Below are 22,992 nucleotides of genomic sequence, written 5' to 3' on the forward strand. Positions count from 1 at the left end.
CTTCTGCTTTATAGGCCTTCTGCTTTATGCCTTCAGCCTTCTGCCGTCATTTACTTCACAACTTCAAATTTCCAGTTCTGCGCGGGGTGGTTGTTGGGAACCCAGGTCCGCACGTCCGTGCCAGGGTTGCCGCCAGCGAACACGCTGTCCACGGCCAGGAAGGTCTGTTCTCCGACCAGACGGACGTAACCCAGGCCCATTTCATCCACAGACCAGTTCTGGGCGAAGAGGTCATTGCAGGTCCAGACGTCGATGTTGGTGCCAGGGTTGGCGTTGCCCCCTTCGAGATCAAGGCACAGGTCCTTTTTGCCGACCATGCTGCGCAACCTGAAATACCCTTCCTTGATGCTTTCCAGCTTCCACTGTTGCTGTGCTTTGCCATTGCAGGTCCACTGGATCACATCGGTGCCAGGTTCGGTTTTGCCGTCTTTGACATCCAGACACAGGTTGTTCACCTGGTTTTTGATGGTGTAGACCGTTCCTGCTTTGAGGTCATATCCCGTGCCCCGCTCTTCGAAATAGGGCCAGCCGTTTTTCCAGTCCATTTTACGGATCTGCATTCTGGGATTTCCAGCGTAGCTGCTGTCATAGTAATGGTAAATGAGGTAATCATTCTGCCCTTCGGAGAAGACATCCTGCCCCCCAGGGGCTTTCTGGTTGCCATAGGTGTTCAGGATGATGGTTCCACCTCCATCTTTGAGGTCCAGCCCCTTCTGATCGAGGTAGGGTCCTTTGATGTCTTTTGAGCGCCCTACAGCAATTTTATAGGTGCTGTTCAGGCCCTGGCAGCAGAAATCCCAGGACATGAAGAGGTAATAATACTCGCCCTTTTTCAGAATCGCGGGGGCTTCCACCGGGTTGAATTCGGTCCTGGGACGTTTTGCCAGCGTCACAATTTCACCCTGGGGCGTTTTGGGGTCTTTGAGCTCGGTCAGTTTCAGGCCACTGGAGAAAGATCCGAAAGACATGTACCACTTGCCACCTTCAATGAAGACATCAGGATCAATGGCGCTGTAGTCCACCTCTCCAGCTTTGGAGGTGAGCACCACCCCGAGGTCCGTCCAGGTGTCGGTCTTGCAGGGGTCGGTGCTGCTTGCAACCCCGATGGCAGAATTGTTGGTCCCGAACCTGGAAACCGCATAGTACAGGTAGTACTTCTGGGAGGCTGCGTCGTAGATCACGTCTGGTGCCCACACGTTGCCCGTGTTGTAGGCTTTGGTGATTTCAGGCGCTGGAATCTCACCTGTGGTCACCCAGGGACCTTCTGGGCCACCCTGGGAGACATGCACCAGAATTCCACCAGGGTTGGTGTTTTCACGGCCAATGCCTGTGGAGAACGAGCAGTAGGTGTTCCCGGCTTTGATCAGGGTGGGGTCATGGGCACCGAGGTCACCGGACATGTTCAGCAAAGACTGGGGCTGCTCAGGTGGGTTCACAGGAACCTGCACGTTGGAGCAGGCCACCAGGGACAGGGCCATCAGGATGGGGAAACACTGTTTCATTCAAACCTCCTTGAGAAAAAGCCACACTTGACCCACCACGACGGATGTTGTGGAGTTGCAATGACGCTCAGGTTGTGGGGAGGGGTGTGAATGCAGAAAGCATGGGTGACCCTACAGCATTTCTGCCGCTGCTGTCAGGGACTCATTGAAACAAGGTGAGGCACCGGTGTTCAGAACCTTCTGTGCCCCACCTCAGGCTTCACAACTTCAGACGCGCAGGCCCTGACCGAGGGCGTAGTAGAGGTCAGAGAATTTGAGGTCCTGCTTCAGGTCGCGCAGTTTCGTGTCTGCGTCAATGACCACCAGTTCCACACCCGCAATGGCCGCAAAATCTTCGATGTGCTCACTGGTCAGGGTGTAAGAGTACACCGTGTGGTGTGCCCCACCCGCATAAATCCACGCAGCACACGCCGTCTTGAAGTCGGGCTTGCATTCCCAGACGGCACGGGCCACGGGCAGGTTCGGGAGCTCAGGATGCTCCACTGCGGTCACTTCGTTGACGATCAGGCGGAAACGGCTTCCCAGGTCCACCAGGGACACATTGATGGCCTCTCCTTTCTGCGAATCGAACACCAGACGCACCGGATCTTCCTTCCCACCAATGCCCAGCGGGTGGATTTCCACTCTGGGTTTGCTTTCTGCAATGGTGGGGCACACTTCCAGCATGTGGGAACCCAGCACTTGATGTTTTCCGGGTTCCAGGTGGTAGGTGTAATCTTCCATGAAACTGGTGGCTTTGTTGCCGGACATGGTTTTCAGGGCAGAGAGCAGGACAGCAGTCTTCCAGTCCCCTTCACCAGCGAAACCATAGCCTTTGGCCATCAGTCTCTGGACGGCCATGCCAGGGAGTTGTTTCAGGCCATGCAGGTCCTCGAAGGTTGTGGTGAAGCCCTTGAAACCCCCATCGACGAGAAACTTCTCAATTCCCAGTTCCAGACGGGCAGAGTAACGCAGGGAATCGTGACGCTCTCCGCCTTTTTTCAGTTCTGGAGCCACATCATAGAGTTCTTCGTATTCTGCGACCAGACGGTCAATTTCTGCGTCACTGATGGCATCCACGACCTGGACCAGATCGCCGACGCCGTAAGTGTTCACCGAGAAACCAAAGCGCATTTCTGCTGCAACTTTGTCCCCTTCAGTGACGGCCACAAAACGCATGTTGTCCCCGAAGCGGCAGAACTTTGCTCCCTGCAGGTCATGCCACGCGTGAGCAGCACTGGCCCACACACCCAGACGCTGCTGCACTTCCACGTCGCTGTAATGCCCAACCACCACTTTGCGTTCCAGACGCATTCGGGTGTGGATGAAACCCGCTTCGCGGTCCCCGTGGGCGGCCTGGTTCAGGTTCATGAAGTCCATGTCGATGCTGTCCCAGGGCAGGTCCCGATTGAACTGGGTGTGCAGGTGCAAGAAGGGCTTTTTCAGCTGACTCAGGCCCCCAATCCACATCTTGCTGGGAGAGAAGGTGTGCATCCACAGCACCACCCCTGCACATTCGGTTGAGGAGTTGGCTTCGATGCAAAACGCCCTGATGTCATCCGGGGTGGTCAGCACCCCTTTGAATTCGATCTCCAGTGGAATGTGCTCACTGGCATCCAGGGCGGACACCAGTTCACGGGAGTTGACATCGACTTGCTTGAGGGTTTCCGGGCCGTAGAGGTGCTGGGAACCGGTGACGAACCAGAGTTTCGGGGTGGCGTTGGTCATGAAGTTTTCCTTATTTCTGTCCGTACACATGGGTGTAACGGTCGTAGAGTTTGTCGATGTCCTGTTGCTCCAGTTTTTCTGGATTGCCCAGCTGGTAGGCAAGGTGCACGGTTTTCGCGACATCCTCGCACATCACGGCGGCTTTCAGGGCCTTCTTGATGGATTCTCCGATGGTGAAGACCCCGTGGTTCTTGAGAATCACCGCAGGGGAACGGTGCCCGGTCAGGGTTTTCACCACTTCCTTGCCGATCTCTTCTCCACCGATCAGGGCGAAACCACCACAGGGGATGGGACCTCCGAATTCATCCGCCATTGCAGTGAGAATGCAGGGAATTTCCCGGTTGTTGGCTGCCCATGCGGTGGCATACGCACTGTGGGTGTGGATGATGCTTCTCACATGGGGCATGTGGCGGTAGATGTAGGCATGGGTCGCTGTATCACTGGAGGGCTTGTATTTGCCTTCCACGACTTTGCCGTCCAGATCAAGCACCACCATGCTTTCAGGGGTCAGTTCCTCAAACATCAACCCCGAGGGCTTGATGACCATGAGGCCTGATTCGTCGTCCAGAACACTGATGTTTCCGCTGGTCCAGGTGACCAGGCCCTGTCTGGGCAGTTCCAGGTGTTGTTTGCACAGTTCTTCACGCAAGTGTGGGAGCAGCATGGGCCACCTCCTCGGGTTCAGTGGGTTCAGAGTCTTCGGTCTGGGAGAGCTTTTTCAGGCGCTTCATCACGTTGTTGAGGCCACGCCCGAAGTGATCATGCAGGGTGATGTATTCCTTGTAGAGTTCCCGGTAGACCCTGACGTTTTCTGGATTGGGAATGTACACGTTCTTCTCCAGGCGACCCATCACTTTGGCTGCAGCCCGGATGTCCTCGTACAGTCCTGCAGCCACGGCAGCGTGAATGGCGCTCCCGAGGGCAGGGCCCTGTTCACTGGTCACGATGCTGAGCGGAAGCTCGGTCACGTCGGCATAAATCTGCATCAGCATTTTGTTCTTCTTCAGGCCACCCGCGATGATCAGTTCGGTGACGGGGACCCCGTGCTGTCTGAAATTGTCGATGATCGCTCTGGTCCCGTAAGCCGTCGCTTCAATCAGGGCCCGGTAAATGTCCGGAGCACGGGTGTGCAGGGTCAGACCCAGAATCAACCCAGAAAGGTTGGCATCCACGAGGTTGCTGCGGTTGCCGTTGAGCCAGTCCAGTGCGATCAGGCCGTGCTCGCCAGGTTTTTGCTGGGCGGCTTCTCTCTCCAGAATCTGGTGAACGCTCACATGCTCGACCTGAGCCTGCTCATGGTAACTCGCTGGGACCGCATGCTTCACAAACCAGCCGAAGATGTCCCCCACACCGGACTGTCCAGCTTCATAGCCGTAAAGACCGGGGATGATGCCCCCATCGACCACCCCACACATGCCAGGGACCTCTTTAAGTTTGTCTCCAAGCAGCATGTGACAGGTGCTGGTGCCCATGATCGCCACCATCTGGCCGGGCTCGGTGACGGTGGCTGCAGGAACTGCAACGTGTGCATCCACGTTGGCCACAGCTACAGCGATGCCCTCTTTCAGGCCAGTCCACTGTGCAGCCTGAGCAGAGAGTGTGCCTGCTTTTCCTCCCAGTGGAGAGAGTTCCGTGAGCATCTTCTCTGAAACCACATCCGCAAACTCAGGGTTGAGGGCAGCAAAATACTCTCTGGAGGGGAAGTGTCCATCCTGGTACATGGCCTTGTAACCTGCAGTGCAAGTGTTGCGGGTTTCCACCCCGGTAAGCTGCCAGACCACCCAGTCTGCAGCCTCAATCAGTCGATCTGCTGCTTCATACACTTCTGGGGCCTCTTCCAGGATCTGCAGGGCTTTGGCGAAGAACCATTCGCTGCTGATCTTGAAGCCGTATCTGGGCAGCCATTTTTCGCCCATGCGTGCGGCGGTTTCATTGATGCGGTCTGCGTGCGGCTGGGCAGCGTGGTGCTTCCAGAGTTTCACGAAAGCATGTTTCTCGCTTTTCAGTTCTGGAAGAAAGCACAGAGGGGTACCCTCCTGGGTGGTGGGGAGCATGGTGCAGGCGGTGAAATCAATCCCGATGCCCACCACATCTTCTGCGTTCACACCACTGAGTTTCAGGGCTTCTGGAACGGCTTTTCTGAGCACTTCCAGATAATCGTCGGGGTGCTGGAGGGCCCAGTCTGCGGGGAGGTCTTCCCCAGTGGGCAGCTGGTGATCGATCACACCGTGCGGATAAGGGGTGACTGCAGAGGCCATTTCCTGACCGTCCCGCACCCGAACCACCACAGCGCGGCCAGATTCGGTGCCATAATCCACACCAATGGTGTACAACTCTTTCAAAGGGTCGCTCATGGATGCTCCTTGTCGGCGTCCGTCACCCGGACCACCACTTTGAGGACGTCTGGCAGGAGGTCAGCGTGGGTTTTGAAGGCCTGCTGCACTTCTGCCAGAGGGTAAATGTGAGACACAATCTCTTCAAGCTTGACCTGTCCGGTCTGGACCAGACGGATGCAGGCAGGGTAGGTGTGCTTCATGCGGCGGGCAAACACCAGGGTCAGGCCTTTTCTGCGGGCCAGGGCGTGTTGCACTTCACAGCGGTCATCTCCGGGAATGCCCACCAGCACGAGCCTTGCTCCGGGTCTGCACAGTTCTGCACCCAGTTGCACAGCGCTTCCGGCCCATGCTGCCTCAAACACCACGTCATAATCGCCGCTCATGGTGTAAGAGGCTTCATGGGTGTCCGTTGCGCCCCACCCTTCAGCGGCTTTTCTGCGCCATGCCAGGGGTTCAATCACGGAAAGCTGGGTCACGCCAGAGAGGGAGAGCAGTTTCGTCAGCAGAAGCCCGATGGGACCTGCGCCAATCACGGCCACCCGGTCTCCCACATCCACCTGACCCAGGCGCACGGCATGCAGGGCCACCCCCAGGGCTTCGAGAAGGGCTCCGGCATCGTTGCTGACCTCATCCGGGAGGATGAAGCAGTTCTTTGCTGGAACGGTCAGGGTTTCCTGAAGGGCTCCGTGATGAGGGTACACACCCAGGAAGGTGTGGTGGGGGCACAGGTTGGGGTGCCCTTCCTCACACTGGCGGCAATGACCACAGGCCACATGAGGCTCCACCGCCACACGGTCTCCGACCCTGAGGGTCTGGTGGTCACCGGATCGGGTGCCACCTGCCACCTCGATCACCTCTCCACAGAACTCGTGCCCGAGGATCAGCGGGGTTTTGATGCTGGTGTCCCCGATCCGGTAATCCTGATACATGTGGATGTCGCTGCCGCACACGCCCACACTCAGCACCCTGATCCGCACTTCTCCAGTTCTCAGAAGCTGACGCTCAGGGGATGGACCGACCTCGAAAGTCTCAGGGGCGGTCAGGTAGGCAGCCTGGGTCATTGGGAGGCCTCGTAATCCTTGAGGTTCACTTCAGGCCAGCCATTGTCATCCCACTGGAGTTCCGTCACCTGCAGGGTGATGGTGCCCATCAGGTCCCCGTCGTAGTAGTGGTGGGCCAGCAGGTAGCGGTTGCCATCCTGATACACAGACTGCCCGCCAGGACCCACAAAACGCCCGGTGGTTTCGAGCAGCAGGCTTCCGCCTCCGTTTGCCAGGTCATTGCCATTCTTGTCGAGGTACGGTCCAGTGATGGATTTCGAGCGGCCCACCATCATCTTGTAGGTGCTGTCCAGACCCGCGCAGCAGCGGTCAAAGGACACGAACAGGTAGTAATACCCGTCCCGCTCGATCAGGGCAGGAGCTTCGATGGCCCCTCCCCCTCTGGAAGCCAGTTTGTAGAGCTCCTGGTTGCTTTCCAGCAAGAGGCCCGTTTTGGGGTCCAGTTCACGCATCTTGATGCCGTCCCAGAAGGAACCAAAAGCCAGCCAGGAGCGTCCATCGGAGGTGTCCAGTCGTGCAGGATCAATGGCGTTCCAGTTGTCGATGCCGGTCTTGCTGCGCAGCACCATCCCTTTGTCCTCCCACTGGTAATTGGGATTTTTGGGGTCCAGGGTGGTGTTGGTCAGCAGGCCCATGGCGCTCTCGTTGGTCCCAAAGTGACTGGCAGCGTAGTACAGGTAGTAAATGCCATCTTTGAAATACACTTCCGGGGCCCACAGATTGGGCACCACGAAGAGCTCAGGCATGATCCAGTCGGGTTTTTCAGGGAGCACCGTGCCCAGCTTCTCCCAGTTTTTCAGGTCCTTTGAGGCGCGGATCTGGATGTTGCCGTTGCCGTAATACTCGTCTCCGGTGGAGAACACGTAGTAGGTGTCTCCGTCTTTGTAGAGCCCGGGGTCGTGGGCTCCGAGGTCTCCAGTCAGTCCCTGCATGTGTCCAATTCCTCCGAGCATGAGTGCGGAAAGCACCCCGAAGATTTTCAAACCCTGTTTCTGCCATCCGATCATGGGGATCACCTCAGTAGTCCAGCACCACTGCCGAAAAGGACAGGGCAGGAAGCTTCAGCACGAGTTTGCCGTCTTTGATCTCCCCTGCTTCAATCGTCTGCAGGGTGAGCTTTTCAGGCTCCTCGAAGGAGTTGTGGGCTTTGGGGTCGCTGCCAGCAAGCTGGTGGGCCACGCGCACGGAAGTGGGAACACGGCCCTGAAAGACGATTTCGGTTTCGAGTTCTTCATCCTGGCTGCGGTTGACCAGAAAAACAGCCCCTTCGTTCTGGCTGGCATCAAAACTGGCACTGGCATCGAGCAGGTTCACGAGGCCGTGTTTTTTCGTCTCGTACTGGTCGGAGGCCACATGCAGGCTGAGCGCCTGACCAGAAGCGTGTTTGCTGAACACCAGGAAAGGATAATAGATGGTCTGTTTGAACATGCCATCCCGTCTGGTCATGATGGGAGCGATCACATTGACAACCTGTGCGATGGAGGCCATCTTCAGCACATTGCTGTGCTTCAGGAAGACATTCATCCACTGGGCCACCACCAGCGCATCTTCAAGGTTGTAGACCTCTTCCAGGATGTGGGGGGCCTGCTGCCACTCGCCGTTGCCGTTCATTTCGCGGTACCAGACGTTCCATTCATCCCAGGAGAGGAACACGTCTTTCTGGCTGCGTTTCTTGGCTTTCACGTAACGGATGGTGGCGGCCAGGGTTTGCAGGTGGTCTTCGAATTCACGGGTATAGGCGAGGTAACTGGCAGTGTCCTCCTCCCGGTTGCTGGCATAGTAGTGCATCGAGAGGTAATCGATCTGGTCCCAGGTCTCTTCCAGCACGATGCGGTCCCACTCGGGGTAGGAGTTCATGAGGCTGGAGGAGGAACCGCAGGCAATCAGTTGAATGGAAGGATCGATCAGCTTCATGGCCTTTGCAGCCTGCACGGCTTTCTTACTGTAATCCTCTGCAGAAAGCTGTCCCACCTGCCAGGGACCATCCATCTCGTTCCCCAGACACCAGAACTTCACACCATAAGGTTTTTCAGCACCGTTTTTGATGCGCAGGTCGCTGTAATGGGTGCCGCCTTCGAGGTTGCAGTATTCGACGATGTTGGCCGCGTCCTGAATACTTCCGGTGCCCAGGTTCACGGCCATCATGGGTTCGGTTTTCAGTTCAGCGCAGACCTTCATGAATTCATCCGTGCCAAACTGGTTGGTTTCGATGCTCCTCCAGGCCAGATCGCGCTTGACCGGGCGGTTTTCCCTGGGGCCAATTCCGTCTTCCCAGTTGTACCCTGACACGAAGTTGCCCCCGGGGTAACGGATGGAACGGAAATTGAGTTCCTTCAGGGCGTCCATCACATCCCTGCGGATGCCGTTCTCGTCGCTCAGAGGGCTTTGGGGGTCGTAGATGCCCTCGTAGATGCAGCGGCCCATGTGCTCGGCGAATCCACCAAAGATGTAGTGGCTGATTTCGCTGATGGTTCTGTGGGTGTCAAGAAGAATCTGGGCTTTTTTCATGGCGGGTCCTTTCAGGAATGGATCAAATCAAAACTTCGCTCTGGTTTTGTGTTTCTCAAAAAAGGAGGGCTTGAGGTTTTGCAGGAGCTCCAGGAGGGGAACTCCTGCACAGGAAGGGAAGAAGTGAGGATTTACTCTTTGAGGCCCGTCAGCGTCATGCCCTGTTCGATGTACTTCTGGGCGAAGACGTACACCAGCAGCACAGGAATGGCGGTGATGGTGGCACCGGCCATCAGTTTGCCGTACTCGATGCCGTAACGCATGGTGAAGTTGCCAATCCCGACGGGCAGGGTGAGCATGTCGCCGTGCACCATGAATTGCGGCCAGAGGTAGTTGTTCCAGGCCCCCAGGAAGGAGAACACCCCAAGGGTGACCAGGGCCGGAACGGACAGGGGGAGCAGGATTCGGAAGAAGATCACCAGGCTGTTCGCGCCGTCCAGACGTGCGGCCTCTTCAAGTTCCACCGGAATCGAGGAGAAGAACTGCCGCATCATGAAGACCCCGAACACATTTGCAACACCAGGCCAGATCAACACGTGGTAAGAGTCGATCCAGTTGAAGTCGATCATCATGATGTAGAGCGGAATCAGGGTGACGATGTTGGGGATCATCATGCTGGCGAGCAGGAACCAGAACCACTGTTCACGGCCTTTGAACTTCATGCGGGCAAAGGGGTAGGCGGTCAGGCAGGCCACGAACAGGTGGGCCACCGTGTAGGCCACCGAGGTGAAGAGTGAGTTCCAGGCCCACCTCAGGATGTTGGCATCCGGGGTGTTGAGGATGATGTTGAAGTTCTCCAGGGTGGGGTTGGCCGGGAACCACTGCACAGGCTGGGCAATCGCATCACCGTCTGTTTTGAAGGCGGTGGTGACCATCCAGTACAGGGGGGCCAGAAAGATCAGGGCCTGAATGCACAGGAGCACGAAACGCAGGGTGTCTTTGGGGAGTCGAAAGCCTGGGGTTTTCTTGGGTGCCTGGACGGTCATGTCAATTCCCCCTGCTGCGGGTCACGTCTTTGGCCATCATGCGGAACTGGATCACGGTGAAGACCAGCATGATCAGTCCAAACACAAAGGACATGGCGGTGGCGCTTGAGAACTGGTTGTTGGTGAAGCCTTCCTCGGTGATGTAGTGAATCACCGACTGGGTCGAGCGGCTCGGTCCCCCGTTGGTCATCAGGACGCTCTGGCCGTACAGGTTGAAGGAGGCCAGCACGGTGGTGACTGCAACAAAGAGGGTGGTGGGTTGCAGGAGGGGCAGGGTGATGTGCCAGAACTTCTGGAATCCGTTGGCCCCGTCAAGCTCGGCAGCCTCGTAGTAGCTCTGGGAGATGCCACTCATGGCTGCGAGGTACAGGTTCATGTTGAAACCCACTGTCCACCAGATGGTTGCGATCACGATGGGAAGCCAGACGATGTTCTCGTCGGTCATGTAGTTGATGATCGGGAGGTTGAACACGTCCCGCCGGACCACGTTGACCAGACCGTTGCCGTTGTCGAAGACCCAGCGCCACAAAATGGCGACCACGGAAACCGAGAGGATGCCAGGAGAGAAGAACACGGTGCGGAAAAACCCTCTGAACAAAATGGGTTTCTGAAGTTGCACTGCCAGCAGAAGGGCGACCACCACCAGGGCAGGAACGCTCCATGCCACGAAGATGCAGGTGTTGACCACGCTCTTCCAGAAAAACTGAGCCTGAATTTTATTGGGGTCAAAAAGGTTGGTGTAGAACTCCAGGCCCACGTAGGGACTGATGGTGTTGAGGGGGTCCCAGCGGTGCATGCTGACCCACACCCCGTAGCCGATCGGGTAAACGAAGAACACGAAGAACAGAATGGCGTGGGGAACCAGATACAGGTAGGGAACCAGCGGATTGGACTCGTTCAGCGCGAAGATGCTGCGCTTGGTCGCTGTGGGCTTGGTGGCGGTTTTCAGCATCCTTCTCCTCCTTCAGGCTCGGGTCCCCTGGGCCAGACTCATCCCAGGGGACCTTGCACCTGGCTGGTTTCTTAGAGGCCCAGGCTCTGGCGGGCTTCGTTCACGTTCTTCTGGGCTTCTTTCACACCATCATTGAGGGCGTCCTGCACGGATTTCTTGCCCAGGATGGCGTTCTCAACGGCCAGGAACATGGCGTTCTGCACCTGATCCACCCAGGGCCATCCGGTGGGGATGTAGATGTTTTTCAGGTTGTTCTTGATGGGAGCGAAGGGGTTCTTGGCATAACGGGGATCATTGGCAACCGCAGGCTGGGTGGGGAGCGCACCGGATTCGGTGAAAGCCAGCATCTGCTCCTTGTCGGTCATGAAGCGGATGAATTCCAGAGCAGCGGCGCGTTTGTTGGCGTCATAACTGTCCTTCTGGCGGGGCAGCACGAGGTGGGTGTGGGCGCCCCATGCGGCGGGTTTGCTGCCCAGTGCAGGGGGGAAGGCAACGCCGAGTTTGATGTTCTTGGCGTCACTGTAGAAGTTGTACATCCAGGCCCCGTTGGTGTTGAAGCAGCTCTTGCCTCCACGGAAGTCGGCAATGGCGGTGTCGTCGGTGAGTTTGGCAGGTGAGACCTGGTACTTGTTCACGAAATCGACGTAGGTCTGAATGGCCTTGACGGCTTCAGGGCTGTTGAAGTCAGGGTTGAAGTCCTTGTCTACAGTGTTGCCACCGAAGCTGCGCACTGCACCATATGCAGTGAAGAGTGCTCCTGCTGCGTTGTGGGACACCCCCCAGCCGTAAGTCGCGAGTTTGGCCTGATCGAATCCGGCTTCACCGGGCTTCTTGCCGTTCTGGTCCACGGTGCACTTCTGGGCTGCGGCCAGGAACTCCTTGTAGGTCTTGGGCAGCTTCTTGATGCCGTATTTGTCGAGCAGGTTCTGGTTGTAGAACATCACCACAGACACTTGGCTGAAGGGAATCCCGTAGACCTTGCCCTTGGAGGTGCCCCCTGTCCAGAGGTTCTTGTAGTAGTTGCTGGACTTGATGCCCAGTTTTTTGATGTCCGCAGAGGTGATTTCAGCAACGGCGTTTTTGGCCACGAAGTTGTTGATCACGTTTTCAGTCATGGCAAGCACATCGGGAGCTTTGCCTGCGGCCACCAGGGGGCCAATTTGCTGGTAGGTGGTGCCCCAGGCCACTGCGCTGGCCTTCACATTGATGTTGGGGTGGCTCTCGTTGAATTTCTTGACGAGGTTTTCCATGTCAATGCGGTCAGAGGCGGTGTAGCCGTGAATGAAGGTCAGTTCCACTTTCGGTCCGCTGTAGGTGTTTTCGGCGGCGAAGGCGGAGGCACTCAGCAGGCAGCTCAAAACGATGATGCTTCTTTTCATAACTCTCTCTCCTTGGGGTGTGAGGCCACCAGATGAGCATCAAAGGCAAAAAAGACGTTGTGAGGACAGCCTTCGGGTCTCTCATGTGTTAGCGATCACATTGATTGTGGTTTCCTTCTGTGAACGATCACAGACTAGCACCTTTCTGGACCCCCTGTCAACAGGATCAGGGGCACAGGCTTCAGGTGAAGTCTTCATGCATTTCAGAATTGATGGATGCTTTTCCAGACGCATGTCTTTGTTCTGTAAAAGGCAAAAGCCCAGGGCAGGATGTTGAAGATGGGGGCTTCATGCACGGGATGTGATGGGCCAGAACTTCAAACATTTGAGTGGAAAAAGGGTGTGATGCGCTGTCACCCATCCACCCCACCACAAGGAGGCACATCTGCTTCCTGCTGAAATGCGTTTGAAAACCATCTGAAAGATGGTTTTTTCTGGACAACTCTGGTCTGAATCCATTTGTGCGCGATCTTGACGAAGCTTCGACAAGCCGTTACAGTTGTGTTATCGCTCACTTCGCTGTCACATTTTCCAGGTGAGCTGCAACCTGCACAGCAGACGTTCGCAGTGTTGGTTCACAGGAGCAACCATGAGCAGCCAGCCCCACAAACCTGCTGTCATCACCGACGTGGCAAAACTTGCCGGGGTCTCTCACCAGACCGTCTCCAGGGTGCTCAACAAGCATCCCAGCGTCTCGGAACACACCCGCAAAAAAGTCCTGGAAGCCATCCAGGAGCTCGATTACCGCCCCAATCAGACCGCACGCAGTCTGGTGACCCGCAAGACCTCCACCATCGGGGTGGTGAGCTGTGGATCATCACAATATGGCCCCTCCCAGATGGTTTACGGCATCGAACAGGCCGCCAGGGATGCCGGGTACCATGTCATCATCACCAACATCACCGAACTGACCCGCGACCAGATCACCGAGGGCATCGAGCACCTGATGATGCAACAGGTGGACGGCATCATCCTGATCACCCCCCTGATTGTGAATGTCAACGAGATCAAAGACCTGCTTCCCAACGTGCCCTACGTGCTGATTGACGCCCCCTGGGGCATTGACCTCCCCACCGTGATGATTGATCAGGTGTCCGGGGGCCGCAAGATGATCCGCCATGTGCTGGACCTGGGCCACCGTGACATTGCTTTCATCACCGGACCCATGCACTGGTGCGATGCCAAATACCGCCTGGAAGGCTGGCAGCACGAAATGCAGACCGAGAACCTCCCGATGGATCTGGTCATCGAAAGCGACTGGAGTGCAGATGGGGGTTACGCTGCAACCCAGAAACTGCTGAAAGGGGGCCACAAGTTCACAGCGATTGTGGCGGCCAACGACCAGATGGCGCTCGGAGCCATCCATGCCCTCAAAGATGCAGGCATCCGGGTGCCCGATCAGGTGTCCATCGTGGGTTTCGATGACATCCCTGAAGCCGCCCACTTCGATCCTCCCCTCACCACCATGCGCCAGAATTTTCCCCTGCTGGGCAAACGGGGCGTGACCCACCTGCTGGAACGCCTGAATGATCCACAGATTGACGTGCACCAGAGCCTCATTCAGGCCCAGATTGTGGTGCGAAAAAGCGTCAAGAACCTGGTGTAGCAAGTTCACAGTTCAAAGCGAGTCCCTGCTTCAGAGGACTCGCTTTTGATTCATGGTCCAGATGACATGATGCTGGCCCCGACACAGTCGAAAATGAGTTCATGTGGCCTCCAAAAAAGTCTGATCGCAAAGCAGGTTTTTCCCGACCTCTGTCTCTGTCTACTGTGAACTGTGAACTGAATACTCCAGAATCACCTGATGGGCAAGCTCCAGACCCCATCCGCCTTCCTGATTGACCATCACCACACAGGTGAAGCTCTCCCCAAAACGGTCAGGGCAGTGCAGGGCACCAATGGAATACCCGGGGCCTCCCCCACCGTGACCGATGAATTCATGCCTGAGGGCGTCAATCATCAGGCCCAGGCCGTAGCCTGGAACGGTGAAAATCGGGTGATGGTCAGCCACCACCACAGCCTGCATCATCTCCCCGAGCTCACGGGGCAGCAGAACCCGGGAAGTGAACAGGGTGTCCACCAGAGCAGCAAGTTCAGAGGCTGTGGAAAGCACCACCCCATGTGCCACCCAGCCCGGATGGTAGAATTCCCGCACATCCTGCAGCTCAGGGGACCAGAAACGGCTGAATCCAGGGGTCAGGTCTGCCATGTCCTGCAGATTTTCTGCCACCCTGGTGTTCTGCAGTCCCATCGGATCAAACAGCAACTGTTTGAGGGTTTCAGCAAGGCGCTTCCCGGAAAGCTTTTCCACCAGCAACTTCAGCACCAGATAGCCCACATTGGAGTACAGAAAGGTGTCTCCAGCCTCTTGTTGCAACCCCATGGAGGAAATCAGGGTCAGGTATTCTTTCTCAGTCCAGGGCTCAGGTGGATGTGCTCTCAGGGCTTCCTGATAGGCTTTCAGGCTCCCATAATCTGGCAGTCCCCCTGTGTGGTTGAGCAGGTGCCTGATGGTGATGGTTTCTGGCAGGTGCAGGTCCGGGAGGTGCACAGCGACAGCATCGTCGAGTTGCAAAGGATGGTCCCGCATGAGCAGCATCAGGGCCGCAGCAATCAGGGTTTTGGTCACGCTGTAAATGGGAAAAAGCGCATCCAGAGCCAGAGGATGCTCGCCTTGCAGGTCGGGATGTCCGACCGTGGTCACAAGCTCAGGTTTGCCATTGCGCACCACTGCGAGAGAAATGCCGGGAACGCCCTGCTCCAGACGAAATTGTTCAAGACGTTTGAGCTTTCCAGGGTCTGCAAATGCCATGGGTCAGTATAGCTTTTGTCCTCGGCAGGGACAAAAAACCCTCCAGTGGAGGGCCTGTGAGGTGCATCCGTTCTAATCTCCAGAAACCACAGAGGGGGTCCCCAGAGGTGGGTATTTTTCTTCCTGGTAGGCTTCCTGGGCATGCTCGGAAAGGTCAAGACCTGCGGTTTCATAGGGAGGGGTCACCCTCACCCTGAACACAGCATCGAGCAGTTTCATGAGGGTCCAGGTGCCTGCTGCAGCCACTGCAACTGCAGCAAGCACACCCACAGCCTGAATGCCCAGTTGTGCCCAGTTTCCGTCAATGACCCCGGAATATGCGCCATTCACCGCTTTGGAGGCAAACACACCTGTGAGCAGAGATCCCACGGTGCCCCCAACGGCATGGCAGGCAAAGACATCCAGCGCATCATCTGCTTTGAGTCGGTGCTTGTACTGGATCACCCAGAAAGAACAGCTTGCAGCGATCATCCCGATCAGGATCGCAGACATTGGACTGACAAAACCTGCTGCTGGGGTGATGGCAACGAGGCCCACCACAGAACCTGTGGCCGCACCTATGGCACTGGGGCGCTGTCCCCGCAGGGCCTCCCAGAGCACCCAGGCGAGCATGGCGGCACTGGTGGCAGTGCTGGTGGTGATGAAGGCAAGGGAGGCACTGCCGTTGGCCCCGAGGGCAGAGCCTGCATTGAAGCCAAACCAGCCGAACCACAACAGACCTGCACCAAGCAGCACATAAGGGATGTTGTGGGGCACAGCCTGCCGTTTGGTGGTTTTCATGCGTTCACCGAGCAGCGTTGCTGCAACGAGCGCCGAAACCCCGGAGGAGATGTGCACCACAGTTCCACCTGCAAAATCCAGAGCCCCCAACTTGAAAAGCCATCCTGAGGCATCCCACACCCAGTGCGCCAGTGGGGAATACACCAGCAGTGTCCAGCAAGCAATAAAAACCATGAATGCACTGAACTTCATGCGGTCAATCAGGGCCCCGCTGATCAGGGCTGCCGTGATGATGGCAAACATGCCCTGGAACATCACAAACACGTATTTGGGAATGGCATGGCCTGTTGCCGCTTCAAAAGTGCCCCACAGGGTGTTCTGGTCGATGCCCTGCATGAACGCATTCTCCAGTGACCCGATGTACGGACTGCTGCCATTGTCACCAAAAGCAAGGGTGTAGCCCAGCATCACCCACAACACCCCCACCAGCCCCATGGTGCCAAAACCCATCATGATGGTGTTCAGGACGCTTTTGGTGCGGGTGAGTCCTCCATAGAAGAAGGCGAGGCCAGGGGTCATCAACAAAACCAGGGCACTGGACATCAGCATCCAGGCGGTGTCTCCCCGGTCCAGGGTCAGGGGGACCGTTTGCTGGGCGTGTGCAGATGCGATCAGGAACAGAAGCAGAAGCAGGTGAGGGCGGAAGTTTCGTTTCATGGTTCCCCTCCAGTGCAGCAAGTGGGAAACTTGCAGCACAGGTCAGACGGACAGCAGAAAAGTGGTGTTTCCTGCAGGTGAATCTGTGGGGCGCGTCAGAACGAAAAGGGCAACAAGAAGAGGGCTGGGTCCATTTCTGGAATTCAACCTCCGTCTTGCTGTTAGGATAACAGAAAAGGCCATCTTGTCAAGGAAATTTTTAATAGATGAATTTTTTGAAAAAATGAATCAAGATTTGCCGAATCAAACGTATAATTCACAGATTGTCATTTTGGAAAATCTTCAGATTTTCAAAGATTGAAATGGGTCACCTGTGCTTCTGCACCTTGAGGTGCTGAGTGGCATAACGATCCCCTCTGGGCAACCCCTTGAGCAGGCCAGGCATTGGTTTGCTCAAGGGGCTTTTCAACTGCCCTGGTTTCAGACACCAGAAAACCTCATCAGGTCAAAAAAGCGATGTGGTGGAGGCTCAACATTCGTTTCCTCCACCACATCAAACATGCCTCCTGATCAGGACATCCAGGTCAGACTGCAGGTTCCTTCTGTGTGTCTGGCAGAGGCACACCAAACACAGGTGTCCCATCTTCTGCATATCCAAACACCTGTGCACGGGCATGGCGGTTGGGGTCATACAGGGGGTCTCCCACAATCTCCTTGTAACTGCGGGCATGGAAAATCAGCACGTCCGTACCATCTTCCAGGGTGGTGAAACTGTTGTGTCCGGGGCCATACTGTCTGTTTTTCTCACTGGTCTGGAACACGGGCTCCCGGGATTTGGTCCACACGTCAGGATCAAGCAGATCTGCATCCTCTGGTGCACTGAGCAGGCCCATGCAGTAATGGTGGTCTGTTGCACTGGCAGAAAAGCTGATGAAAATGCGTCCATTGCGTTTCAGCACGGCAGGACCTTCATTGACCAGAAAACCAATCACTTCCCAGGGGTATTCAGGGGTGGTGAGCATCACCTGTTCCCCTTTTAAGGTCCAGGGGTTTTCCATTTCGCTGATGTACAGGTTGGAGTTGCCGAAGATTTCGGGGTTTTTCTGGGCCCAGACCAGATACCGTTTGCCTCTGTGCTCAAACGTGGTGGCGTCCAGCGCAAATGTCTCCCACTTTGTCTTCAACTGTCCTTTTTCAACCCACTGGCCCTCCAGAGGATTCTCGGCATCACATTCGAGCACAAACATGCGGTGGTCAAAGAGGCCATCGCGGGTCTCGGTGGTTCTGGCTGCAGCAAAGTAGATGTACCACTTTCCATCAATGAAATGGAGTTCGGGGGCCCAGATGTTGGCGCTCATGGGTCCTGTGGGGTATTTTCTCCAGACCACCACGGTTTCAGCGGCGGTCAGATCTTCCAGTTTTCGTGCTCGACGCAGTTCAATGCGGTCATATTCAGGCACAGAGCCTGTGAAGTAGTAGTACCCATCGGTGTGCAGGTGAACCCAGGGATCGGCCCTCTGTTCGACCAGTGGATTGGGAAAAACGGGTTGTGATGGCATGACAGGCTCCTTCTGGACCAATGTGAATTCATGTGATCGATCACAATTGGTTAGGACATGAGAGGTGGACTTGGGCAGGATCAAGTGAAGTGTAGCGCAGATGTGAACGCTAACACAGTAGCACTGTGCGCCTGAGGCTGTCAAGACACACCCCGGCATCGCATACACTTGAACCACATGCGAGACCTTCTTTTACAGGCCTTTCACTCTGCACTGGCAGAAAATGATCCTTACCTGCTGACCCTGAATCACCTGCCTGAGCGACCTTCAAAAGGACAGGTGGCCGTGCTTGCCGTGGGCAAAGCTGCCCTTCCCATGCTGAAAGCTGCAGAAGACACCTATGGTCCAGACCTCATTGGACATGCCGTCACACGATATGGTCATGGGGGAGCGACCCTCCACATTCCTCTGGACGAAGCCTCCCATCCCACGCCAGACGATAACAGTGAACGTGCAGCCCAGAAAGCCCTGCACCTTGCGGCCTCCCTGGAAGAAAAAGACACCCTGATTATTCTGATCAGCGGAGGGGGAAGTGCGTTGTGGTGTGCGCCCAGGGGCATCACCCGACCTGAGAAAACCTTGCTGACCCGGCTGCTCCTGAACAGTGGGGCCACCATCCACGAGATCAACACGGTTCGCAAACAATTCTCCCACATCAAAGGGGGGCAGCTGGCAGAGCACACCCGAGCAAAAGTGGTGACCCTGATGCTCTCAGATGTGTCCGGAGATGACCCCTCCATCATTGCCTCTGGCCCCACCATCCCAGACAGCAGCACACCGGAAGATGCTCTGGAGGTTCTGCAAAGGTATGGTCTTGATCAGCAGCCAGAACTCCAGAACGCTGTTCAGCACCTCAGACACGCCCCTCCCCGAAAAAACGCACGCAAGGACCGGACTTCGAGCACCATCATCGGCAGCAATTTCCATTTCCTGAAATCCGTTCAGCACTTCTGGCAACAGCAGGGCATTCCAGCAATCCTTCTGGGAGACACGTTTACAGGTGAAGCCAGAGAACTCGCCGCCTTTCATGCAGGAGTGGTCAGGAGCATTCGGAATCATGCTGAACCTGTGAAACCTCCTGTGGTCCTGATAAGTGGTGGAGAGGCCAGTGTAACGGTCAAAGGCTCAGGTCAGGGAGGCCGCAATCAGGAGTTTCTGCTGTGGTTGTGCTGGCACCTGAAGGACGAAGGGGTGTGGGCATTTGCAGCCGACACAGACGGCATCGATGGAACCACTCATGCAGCAGGAGCCCTCCTCACCCCGGACACCTTCCAGAGGGCTCAGGCTGTGCGAAACATCAAAAAAGACCTGGAAGACAACAACGCTTTTGCATTCTTTGAAGCTCTGGAACAACTGGTGGTGACGGGACCCACCCACAACAATTTGAATGATTGTCGGATGGTGTATGTGTCTGGCACTCGGTAAAATGCCTCATGACAATTCATCTCCCTGAAGCCTGGATCACCCAACATGGTCTTGAAAGCCATCGAGAATTGCTTCAGCAGCATACCCTGGCTTCTGTTTTGTTTTTTCTGGGTAAACAAAGCCCCTCCGTGGGCTCAAGTAAAATTGGAGGTCTGCCGGACCTTCCTCCTTCCTTTTGCTGGCCCCTGAATGGAACTGGAGAAGCACTCACTTTCTTGATGCAGATTCGGCTACAAGACTTGCCTGAATCTGCGGGTGATCCTTTGCCACGAGCAGGCATGCTTTACTTTTTTCTGGGTGAAGATGAACCTGCTTACAACATTGACCATCAAGTTCTGCTCTACACCGGTGATGAGCCTCTGGCCTGTGTTGACCCACCTGCAGAATATGCCTGTGAATCGTACACGCATCTGAAACCACATACTCTTGAGGCGGTTTTTGCACCTGATCTTCCCCACTGGTCGACCAGAGACTACGACACACTCGTTGCTCTACTGGGAGAACAGGCTCAAGAAAATTACGAGTCCTGGGTTAGAGAACTCCATCAGCAACCCGATAAGGTTCTTGTCGCCAGATTGTTTGGGCATGCTTCAGGCGTTGGTCAGGACTCCAGAGAAGATGCTTATGTGGTCCGTGAAGTGGGACCCCAATATCTGTTCGACCTGAAAAAATGGGCTGAATTGAACATGATCCATGCCCTGGACTGGCTGCATTTTCTCACCTTCGAATCGGTAGATGAACTTGATTTGATGTTCTGGGATGCAGGTTACCTGCAATTCCTTATTCACCGCAAGGATCCAAGAAACCTGAACTTTCAGAACCTGTATGCAGCCATTGAGACCAGTTGAGGATCACGGCCTTGCCCGACTTTGACCCGTGGCCATCCCTCCTGCAATCAGGTGGGCTGCCCGCAGGGGCTCGGGGATGTTGGAGCAGATGGCGAAACGCTGAATGACCTGTTCAGCCTGTTCCAGCGTGAGCCCAGCACGCTGCACGTACACACCAGAAGCAGCCTCCATCTCTCCTGCTTTCTGGATCAGGTGCCATTTGCGTTTGCCCCCAGGCACCCGGTTCAGCAGGGCATCTTTGATCTTCTCCATGTTGGGCTTGCGCCTGGAAACCACCAGCACGGGTCGGTCCAGCAGGGCACTGAGTTCATGGATGTCCATGACATTGAACCCCCCCAGGGCAATCCCCTGCAGCAGAATCAGCTGGGTGTGGTCATAAAATTTGGAGTTCAGGACGAGGTTTGCAATCACGCGGGTGCTGTTGACCCCATCCCGCCGGATTTTTGCACTGAGGATGCCTTCGAGTTTCTGCCCGGCGTAGACCGTTCCAACAATCGGGATGTCTCCCCGGTGGCTGCGCTCAAACGGAAAGTCATCAAACCCGATGGCGTGGGAGAGTTTTGATTCACGCATGAAATCCCTCCAGCCTGGACAGGACCTCCCTGACCCTGGTGCGGCACACCAGAAAATCAGCGGTCAATTGATGTCTGCGCAGAAAGGTGCGCCACTTGCGCTGTCCTGAGGTGCTGCAGCCCCAGGATTCACGGGTGTGAAAGTCCAGAAGCAGGCCCACATCATCTCCCCTGCTGGAAAAAGCAACCTTGAGGGCAGGATTCAGAAGGTCCAGGTTCATGGGCAGGCCAGCGAGCACCCACAGATCATACAGGTCTTTGGCCCTCCAGCGACCCCTTCCAAATTCTGCAAGTCCATGCAGCTTCCAGGCGTAAAGGATTTCTGGCAGGCAACTGGGAACAGGCCCCACCTCAGGAATGAAAGCCTGCACTGGAGGATGAATCAGGGGGTCTCCGAAGGCAAAATCAATCTGGAAGCACTGGAGGTCCCCATCCTGCACCTGTCCGGTCAGAAAAACCCTCACGCCCGGAAATGCAGTGTCTTCCCAGATGATTTCTGAACGCTCAAAAAAAAGTTGGGTTGACGGGTCAGGAACAGAGAGGATCTCATGGATCAGACGCAGCAGATCTGCTGAATTAAAATCACCGAGCACCAGATGATCCAGGTCCACTGGGCGTCTGGCTCCAGGGCACAGGGTGGAGGTGAGCATGGAGCCACGCAGCACCAGTCGGTCCTGTTCTGGATGCTGGATGGTCCTCCTGAGCCAGCCTTTCAGCAACTCAGGCTCGACTTCCGGGGTGTGGGATGTCATGCGTGCACCTCCTTCGGATAAAGGTTGAAAACTGGGGGTTCTCCGGTGTGGTCTGACAGGAAACAGCCATCCTGTTTTCCCTGACGGACGAATTTTGCAAGTTGCAGCACCTCCCTGCCACGTTCAAGGCGGTAAATCACACCTTCTGCTGAATCGATGGCTCCATGGTGCCCGTGCGGCCCCAGGTTTTGCAGTGCTGATGAAATGGACAGTGCTTCACCTGAATGAAGCAAAGCAGGCGAACAAAAACCTGCGTTATGCACCCGGCTTTTCATCTCCAGCAAGGGCATCCTGTGGCCAGATGCCTCAAAGACATCCAGCACGACCAGAGGTTCATGGGGCAGGTGATAGCGGGTGCCGTGGGCCACCGGAAGCCATTCAAACACTGCCCTTTCTCCTTCTTTCAGCCAGGAGAATCGGCGCTGGTTCTGTTCAAGCCAGACAGCAAAAGCCCTGCGGTTGTCATTCAGAGACAGGCTGCACAGCCTGCCTTCCCATCCGTATGCCAGCAGGTCACCCTCGAGCCGCAGCACAGCCACACAGGTTCCGTCCAGTTTCTCCTGAACGTGCACCAGATCCCCTGGTCGTGCCACCGAGGTGAGCCTCAGGGCCATGCAAGGGTCCAGGGTGCGGTCTGCAGGTCCGGTGCGTGATCCGGGGAGGTGGGGAATTCTCCCATAAATGCGCTTCATGCCCCCCACCCCGCATCCAGCTCGATTTGGGTGTCCAGCACACAGTATTCCATGATGGACTTCTGGCAGGAGAACCCGGCCTGTTCCAGATGGATTCGCAACAGGTCTGCCTGCTCCTGGGCCTGATCCAGCGCAACCCCATACATGCGCAAGGTGACAAACCGTTCCTGCCCACCCTCTTTCAGGGTCTTGAAAGCATTGCGGGACAGGTGGGCTCCATGCCCCTGGCAGACCTGCTGCAAAATCTCCAGATCACCTGTCTCTGGGATCAGGACTTTGCAGTGGTGCTCAAAATAGCGGTTCTGGTCTTCTGTTTTCAGGTCCCTGCTGGTCTGTGGGGTGATGGCATTCCAGGGAGCAGCCTCCACCTTCACCCGAACCACAGGAAATCCGTGCCCAAGAAAAGCCTCACAAATGCGCTCAACTTCCTGTTGCACCTGTTGCAGCGTTCCCTGCACCCGTGAGCAGGTCATGGGCTGGGTGGGCAGGCCCTCATGCAATTCGATCACCAGGGGTTTCACCCT

Annotated in this window: 21 protein-coding genes; 4 read left to right on the forward strand and 17 right to left on the reverse strand. The window is 56.1% G+C overall.

The genetic code is table 11. The features are described 5' to 3' along the window. Positions 1–50: 50 nt before the first annotated feature. The 10 genes from DC3_RS11780 to DC3_RS11825 all read right to left on the reverse strand — a co-directional run bounded on the left by DC3_RS11780 (position 51) and on the right by DC3_RS11825 (position 12,431). Positions 51–1,502 (reverse strand): family 43 glycosylhydrolase, encoded by a 1,452-nt coding sequence (locus DC3_RS11780; RefSeq protein WP_146884574.1) that lies wholly within the window; start codon positions 1,500–1,502, stop codon positions 51–53. 207 nt (positions 1,503–1,709) lie between these two features. Then, positions 1,710–3,209 carry an L-arabinose isomerase gene (araA, locus tag DC3_RS11785; RefSeq protein WP_146884575.1) on the reverse strand — a complete coding sequence of 500 codons (1,500 nt, stop codon included), beginning with the start codon at positions 3,207–3,209 and terminating at the stop codon, positions 1,710–1,712. Between the two features lie 10 nt (positions 3,210–3,219). Continuing rightward, a complete protein-coding gene (locus DC3_RS11790) occupies positions 3,220–3,873 on the reverse strand; it encodes an L-ribulose-5-phosphate 4-epimerase (protein ID WP_146884576.1) in 654 nt (217 codons plus the stop codon). Then, on the reverse strand, positions 3,851–5,563 hold the full coding sequence (gene araB / locus DC3_RS11795; protein WP_146884577.1) for a ribulokinase: 1,713 nt from the start codon (positions 5,561–5,563) through the stop codon (positions 3,851–3,853). The genes DC3_RS11790 and araB overlap by 23 nt, the downstream gene beginning before the upstream one ends. After that, a complete protein-coding gene (locus DC3_RS11800) occupies positions 5,560–6,606 on the reverse strand; it encodes a zinc-dependent alcohol dehydrogenase (protein WP_146884578.1) in 1,047 nt (348 codons plus the stop codon). The genes araB and DC3_RS11800 overlap by 4 nt, the downstream gene beginning before the upstream one ends. After that, positions 6,603–7,613 carry an arabinan endo-1,5-alpha-L-arabinosidase gene (locus DC3_RS11805; RefSeq protein ID WP_222594750.1) on the reverse strand — a complete coding sequence of 337 codons (1,011 nt, stop codon included), beginning with the start codon at positions 7,611–7,613 and terminating at the stop codon, positions 6,603–6,605. Before DC3_RS11805 ends, DC3_RS11800 begins: the two co-directional genes overlap by 4 nt. A 10-nt stretch (positions 7,614–7,623) precedes the next feature. Further along, positions 7,624–9,114 carry an arabinosylfuranosidase ArfA gene (gene arfA, locus DC3_RS11810; RefSeq protein ID WP_222594751.1) on the reverse strand — a complete coding sequence of 497 codons (1,491 nt, stop codon included), beginning with the start codon at positions 9,112–9,114 and terminating at the stop codon, positions 7,624–7,626. Positions 9,115–9,245: 131 nt separating this feature from the next. After that, complete coding sequence (locus tag DC3_RS11815; RefSeq protein WP_146884579.1) at positions 9,246–10,100, reverse strand: carbohydrate ABC transporter permease; 855 nt, start codon at positions 10,098–10,100, stop codon at positions 9,246–9,248. 1 nt (position 10,101) lies between these two features. Further along, positions 10,102–11,052, reverse strand: a complete 951-nt coding sequence (locus tag DC3_RS11820; RefSeq protein ID WP_146884580.1) for a carbohydrate ABC transporter permease — start codon at positions 11,050–11,052, stop codon at positions 10,102–10,104. Positions 11,053–11,123: 71 nt separating this feature from the next. Then, entirely contained in the window at positions 11,124–12,431 is a 1,308-nt protein-coding gene (locus DC3_RS11825) for an ABC transporter substrate-binding protein (RefSeq protein ID WP_146884581.1), read from the reverse strand. 589 nt (positions 12,432–13,020) lie between these two features. Here DC3_RS11825 and DC3_RS11830 point away from each other — a divergent pair. Then, positions 13,021–14,037, forward strand: a complete 1,017-nt coding sequence (locus DC3_RS11830; protein ID WP_146884582.1) for a LacI family DNA-binding transcriptional regulator — start codon at positions 13,021–13,023, stop codon at positions 14,035–14,037. A gap of 159 nt (positions 14,038–14,196) precedes the next feature. On the opposite strand, the gene DC3_RS11835 is transcribed toward DC3_RS11830, so the two are convergent. Beyond that, positions 14,197–15,243: a serine hydrolase domain-containing protein gene (locus DC3_RS11835; protein ID WP_146884583.1), complete on the reverse strand. Its 1,047-nt coding sequence runs from the start codon at positions 15,241–15,243 to the stop codon at positions 14,197–14,199. Positions 15,244–15,315: 72 nt separating this feature from the next. Next, complete coding sequence (locus tag DC3_RS11840; RefSeq protein WP_146884584.1) at positions 15,316–16,680, reverse strand: ammonium transporter; 1,365 nt, start codon at positions 16,678–16,680, stop codon at positions 15,316–15,318. On the opposite strand from DC3_RS11840, the gene DC3_RS11845 reads away from it, so the two are divergent. After that, positions 16,679–16,981 carry a hypothetical protein gene (locus DC3_RS11845; RefSeq protein WP_146884585.1) on the forward strand — a complete coding sequence of 101 codons (303 nt, stop codon included), beginning with the start codon at positions 16,679–16,681 and terminating at the stop codon, positions 16,979–16,981. The genes DC3_RS11840 and DC3_RS11845 overlap by 2 nt on opposite strands. Before the next feature lie 223 nt (positions 16,982–17,204). Here the strand turns inward: DC3_RS11845 and DC3_RS11850 are convergent, their stop codons facing one another. Further along, a complete protein-coding gene (locus tag DC3_RS11850) occupies positions 17,205–18,179 on the reverse strand; it encodes a glycoside hydrolase family 43 protein (protein WP_146884586.1) in 975 nt (324 codons plus the stop codon). Between the two features lie 177 nt (positions 18,180–18,356). Here DC3_RS11850 and DC3_RS11855 point away from each other — a divergent pair, with 177 nt between their 5' ends. Together DC3_RS11855 and DC3_RS11860 are read left to right on the forward strand one after the other, a co-directional pair. Beyond that, positions 18,357–19,604, forward strand: a complete 1,248-nt coding sequence (locus tag DC3_RS11855; protein WP_146884587.1) for a glycerate kinase type-2 family protein — start codon at positions 18,357–18,359, stop codon at positions 19,602–19,604. Positions 19,605–19,612: 8 nt separating this feature from the next. Continuing rightward, positions 19,613–20,452, forward strand: a complete 840-nt coding sequence (locus tag DC3_RS11860) for a DUF1963 domain-containing protein (RefSeq protein ID WP_146884588.1) — start codon at positions 19,613–19,615, stop codon at positions 20,450–20,452. A gap of 3 nt (positions 20,453–20,455) precedes the next feature. Here the strand turns inward: DC3_RS11860 and DC3_RS11865 are convergent, their stop codons facing one another. From DC3_RS11865 to DC3_RS11880, 4 genes are read right to left on the reverse strand one after another with little or no spacing between them, the layout of a single operon-like run. After that, positions 20,456–21,025, reverse strand: coding sequence for an endonuclease dU (locus DC3_RS11865; RefSeq protein WP_146884589.1), 570 nt, complete (start codon positions 21,023–21,025; stop codon positions 20,456–20,458). Continuing rightward, entirely contained in the window at positions 21,018–21,776 is a 759-nt protein-coding gene (locus DC3_RS11870; protein WP_146884590.1) for a nucleotidyl transferase AbiEii/AbiGii toxin family protein, read from the reverse strand. The genes DC3_RS11865 and DC3_RS11870 overlap by 8 nt, the downstream gene beginning before the upstream one ends. Further along, positions 21,773–22,468: an RNA ligase family protein gene (locus DC3_RS11875; protein ID WP_146884591.1), complete on the reverse strand. Its 696-nt coding sequence runs from the start codon at positions 22,466–22,468 to the stop codon at positions 21,773–21,775. Before DC3_RS11875 ends, DC3_RS11870 begins: the two co-directional genes overlap by 4 nt. Continuing rightward, on the reverse strand, positions 22,465–22,989 hold the full coding sequence (locus DC3_RS11880; protein WP_146884592.1) for a hypothetical protein: 525 nt from the start codon (positions 22,987–22,989) through the stop codon (positions 22,465–22,467). The genes DC3_RS11875 and DC3_RS11880 overlap by 4 nt, the downstream gene beginning before the upstream one ends. Between the last annotated feature and the right edge of the window lie 3 nt (positions 22,990–22,992).

Source organism: Deinococcus cellulosilyticus NBRC 106333 = KACC 11606 (assembly GCF_007990775.1).
Classification (GTDB): Bacteria; Deinococcota; Deinococci; order Deinococcales; family Deinococcaceae; genus Deinococcus_C; species Deinococcus_C cellulosilyticus.

Coding starts and splice junctions, on each gene's coding strand:
- DC3_RS11825 (WP_146884581.1), bottom strand. CDS start 12,431: ATGAAAAGAAGCATCATCGTTTTGAGCTGCCTGCTGAGTGCCTCCGCC.
- DC3_RS11855 (WP_146884587.1), top strand. CDS start 18,357: ATGCGAGACCTTCTTTTACAGGCCTTTCACTCTGCACTGGCAGAAAAT.
- DC3_RS11840 (WP_146884584.1), bottom strand. CDS start 16,680: ATGAAACGAAACTTCCGCCCTCACCTGCTTCTGCTTCTGTTCCTGATC.
- arfA (WP_222594751.1), bottom strand. CDS start 9,114: ATGAAAAAAGCCCAGATTCTTCTTGACACCCACAGAACCATCAGCGAA.
- DC3_RS11790 (WP_146884576.1), bottom strand. CDS start 3,873: ATGCTGCTCCCACACTTGCGTGAAGAACTGTGCAAACAACACCTGGAA.
- DC3_RS11850 (WP_146884586.1), bottom strand. CDS start 18,179: ATGCCATCACAACCCGTTTTTCCCAATCCACTGGTCGAACAGAGGGCC.
- DC3_RS11805 (WP_222594750.1), bottom strand. CDS start 7,613: ATGATCGGATGGCAGAAACAGGGTTTGAAAATCTTCGGGGTGCTTTCC.
- DC3_RS11820 (WP_146884580.1), bottom strand. CDS start 11,052: ATGCTGAAAACCGCCACCAAGCCCACAGCGACCAAGCGCAGCATCTTC.
- araB (WP_146884577.1), bottom strand. CDS start 5,563: ATGAGCGACCCTTTGAAAGAGTTGTACACCATTGGTGTGGATTATGGC.
- DC3_RS11865 (WP_146884589.1), bottom strand. CDS start 21,025: ATGCGTGAATCAAAACTCTCCCACGCCATCGGGTTTGATGACTTTCCG.
- DC3_RS11870 (WP_146884590.1), bottom strand. CDS start 21,776: ATGACATCCCACACCCCGGAAGTCGAGCCTGAGTTGCTGAAAGGCTGG.
- DC3_RS11875 (WP_146884591.1), bottom strand. CDS start 22,468: ATGAAGCGCATTTATGGGAGAATTCCCCACCTCCCCGGATCACGCACC.
- DC3_RS11830 (WP_146884582.1), top strand. CDS start 13,021: ATGAGCAGCCAGCCCCACAAACCTGCTGTCATCACCGACGTGGCAAAA.
- DC3_RS11815 (WP_146884579.1), bottom strand. CDS start 10,100: ATGACCGTCCAGGCACCCAAGAAAACCCCAGGCTTTCGACTCCCCAAA.
- DC3_RS11860 (WP_146884588.1), top strand. CDS start 19,613: ATGACAATTCATCTCCCTGAAGCCTGGATCACCCAACATGGTCTTGAA.
- DC3_RS11845 (WP_146884585.1), top strand. CDS start 16,679: ATGGTTCCCCTCCAGTGCAGCAAGTGGGAAACTTGCAGCACAGGTCAG.
- DC3_RS11800 (WP_146884578.1), bottom strand. CDS start 6,606: ATGACCCAGGCTGCCTACCTGACCGCCCCTGAGACTTTCGAGGTCGGT.
- DC3_RS11835 (WP_146884583.1), bottom strand. CDS start 15,243: ATGGCATTTGCAGACCCTGGAAAGCTCAAACGTCTTGAACAATTTCGT.
- DC3_RS11780 (WP_146884574.1), bottom strand. CDS start 1,502: ATGAAACAGTGTTTCCCCATCCTGATGGCCCTGTCCCTGGTGGCCTGC.
- araA (WP_146884575.1), bottom strand. CDS start 3,209: ATGACCAACGCCACCCCGAAACTCTGGTTCGTCACCGGTTCCCAGCAC.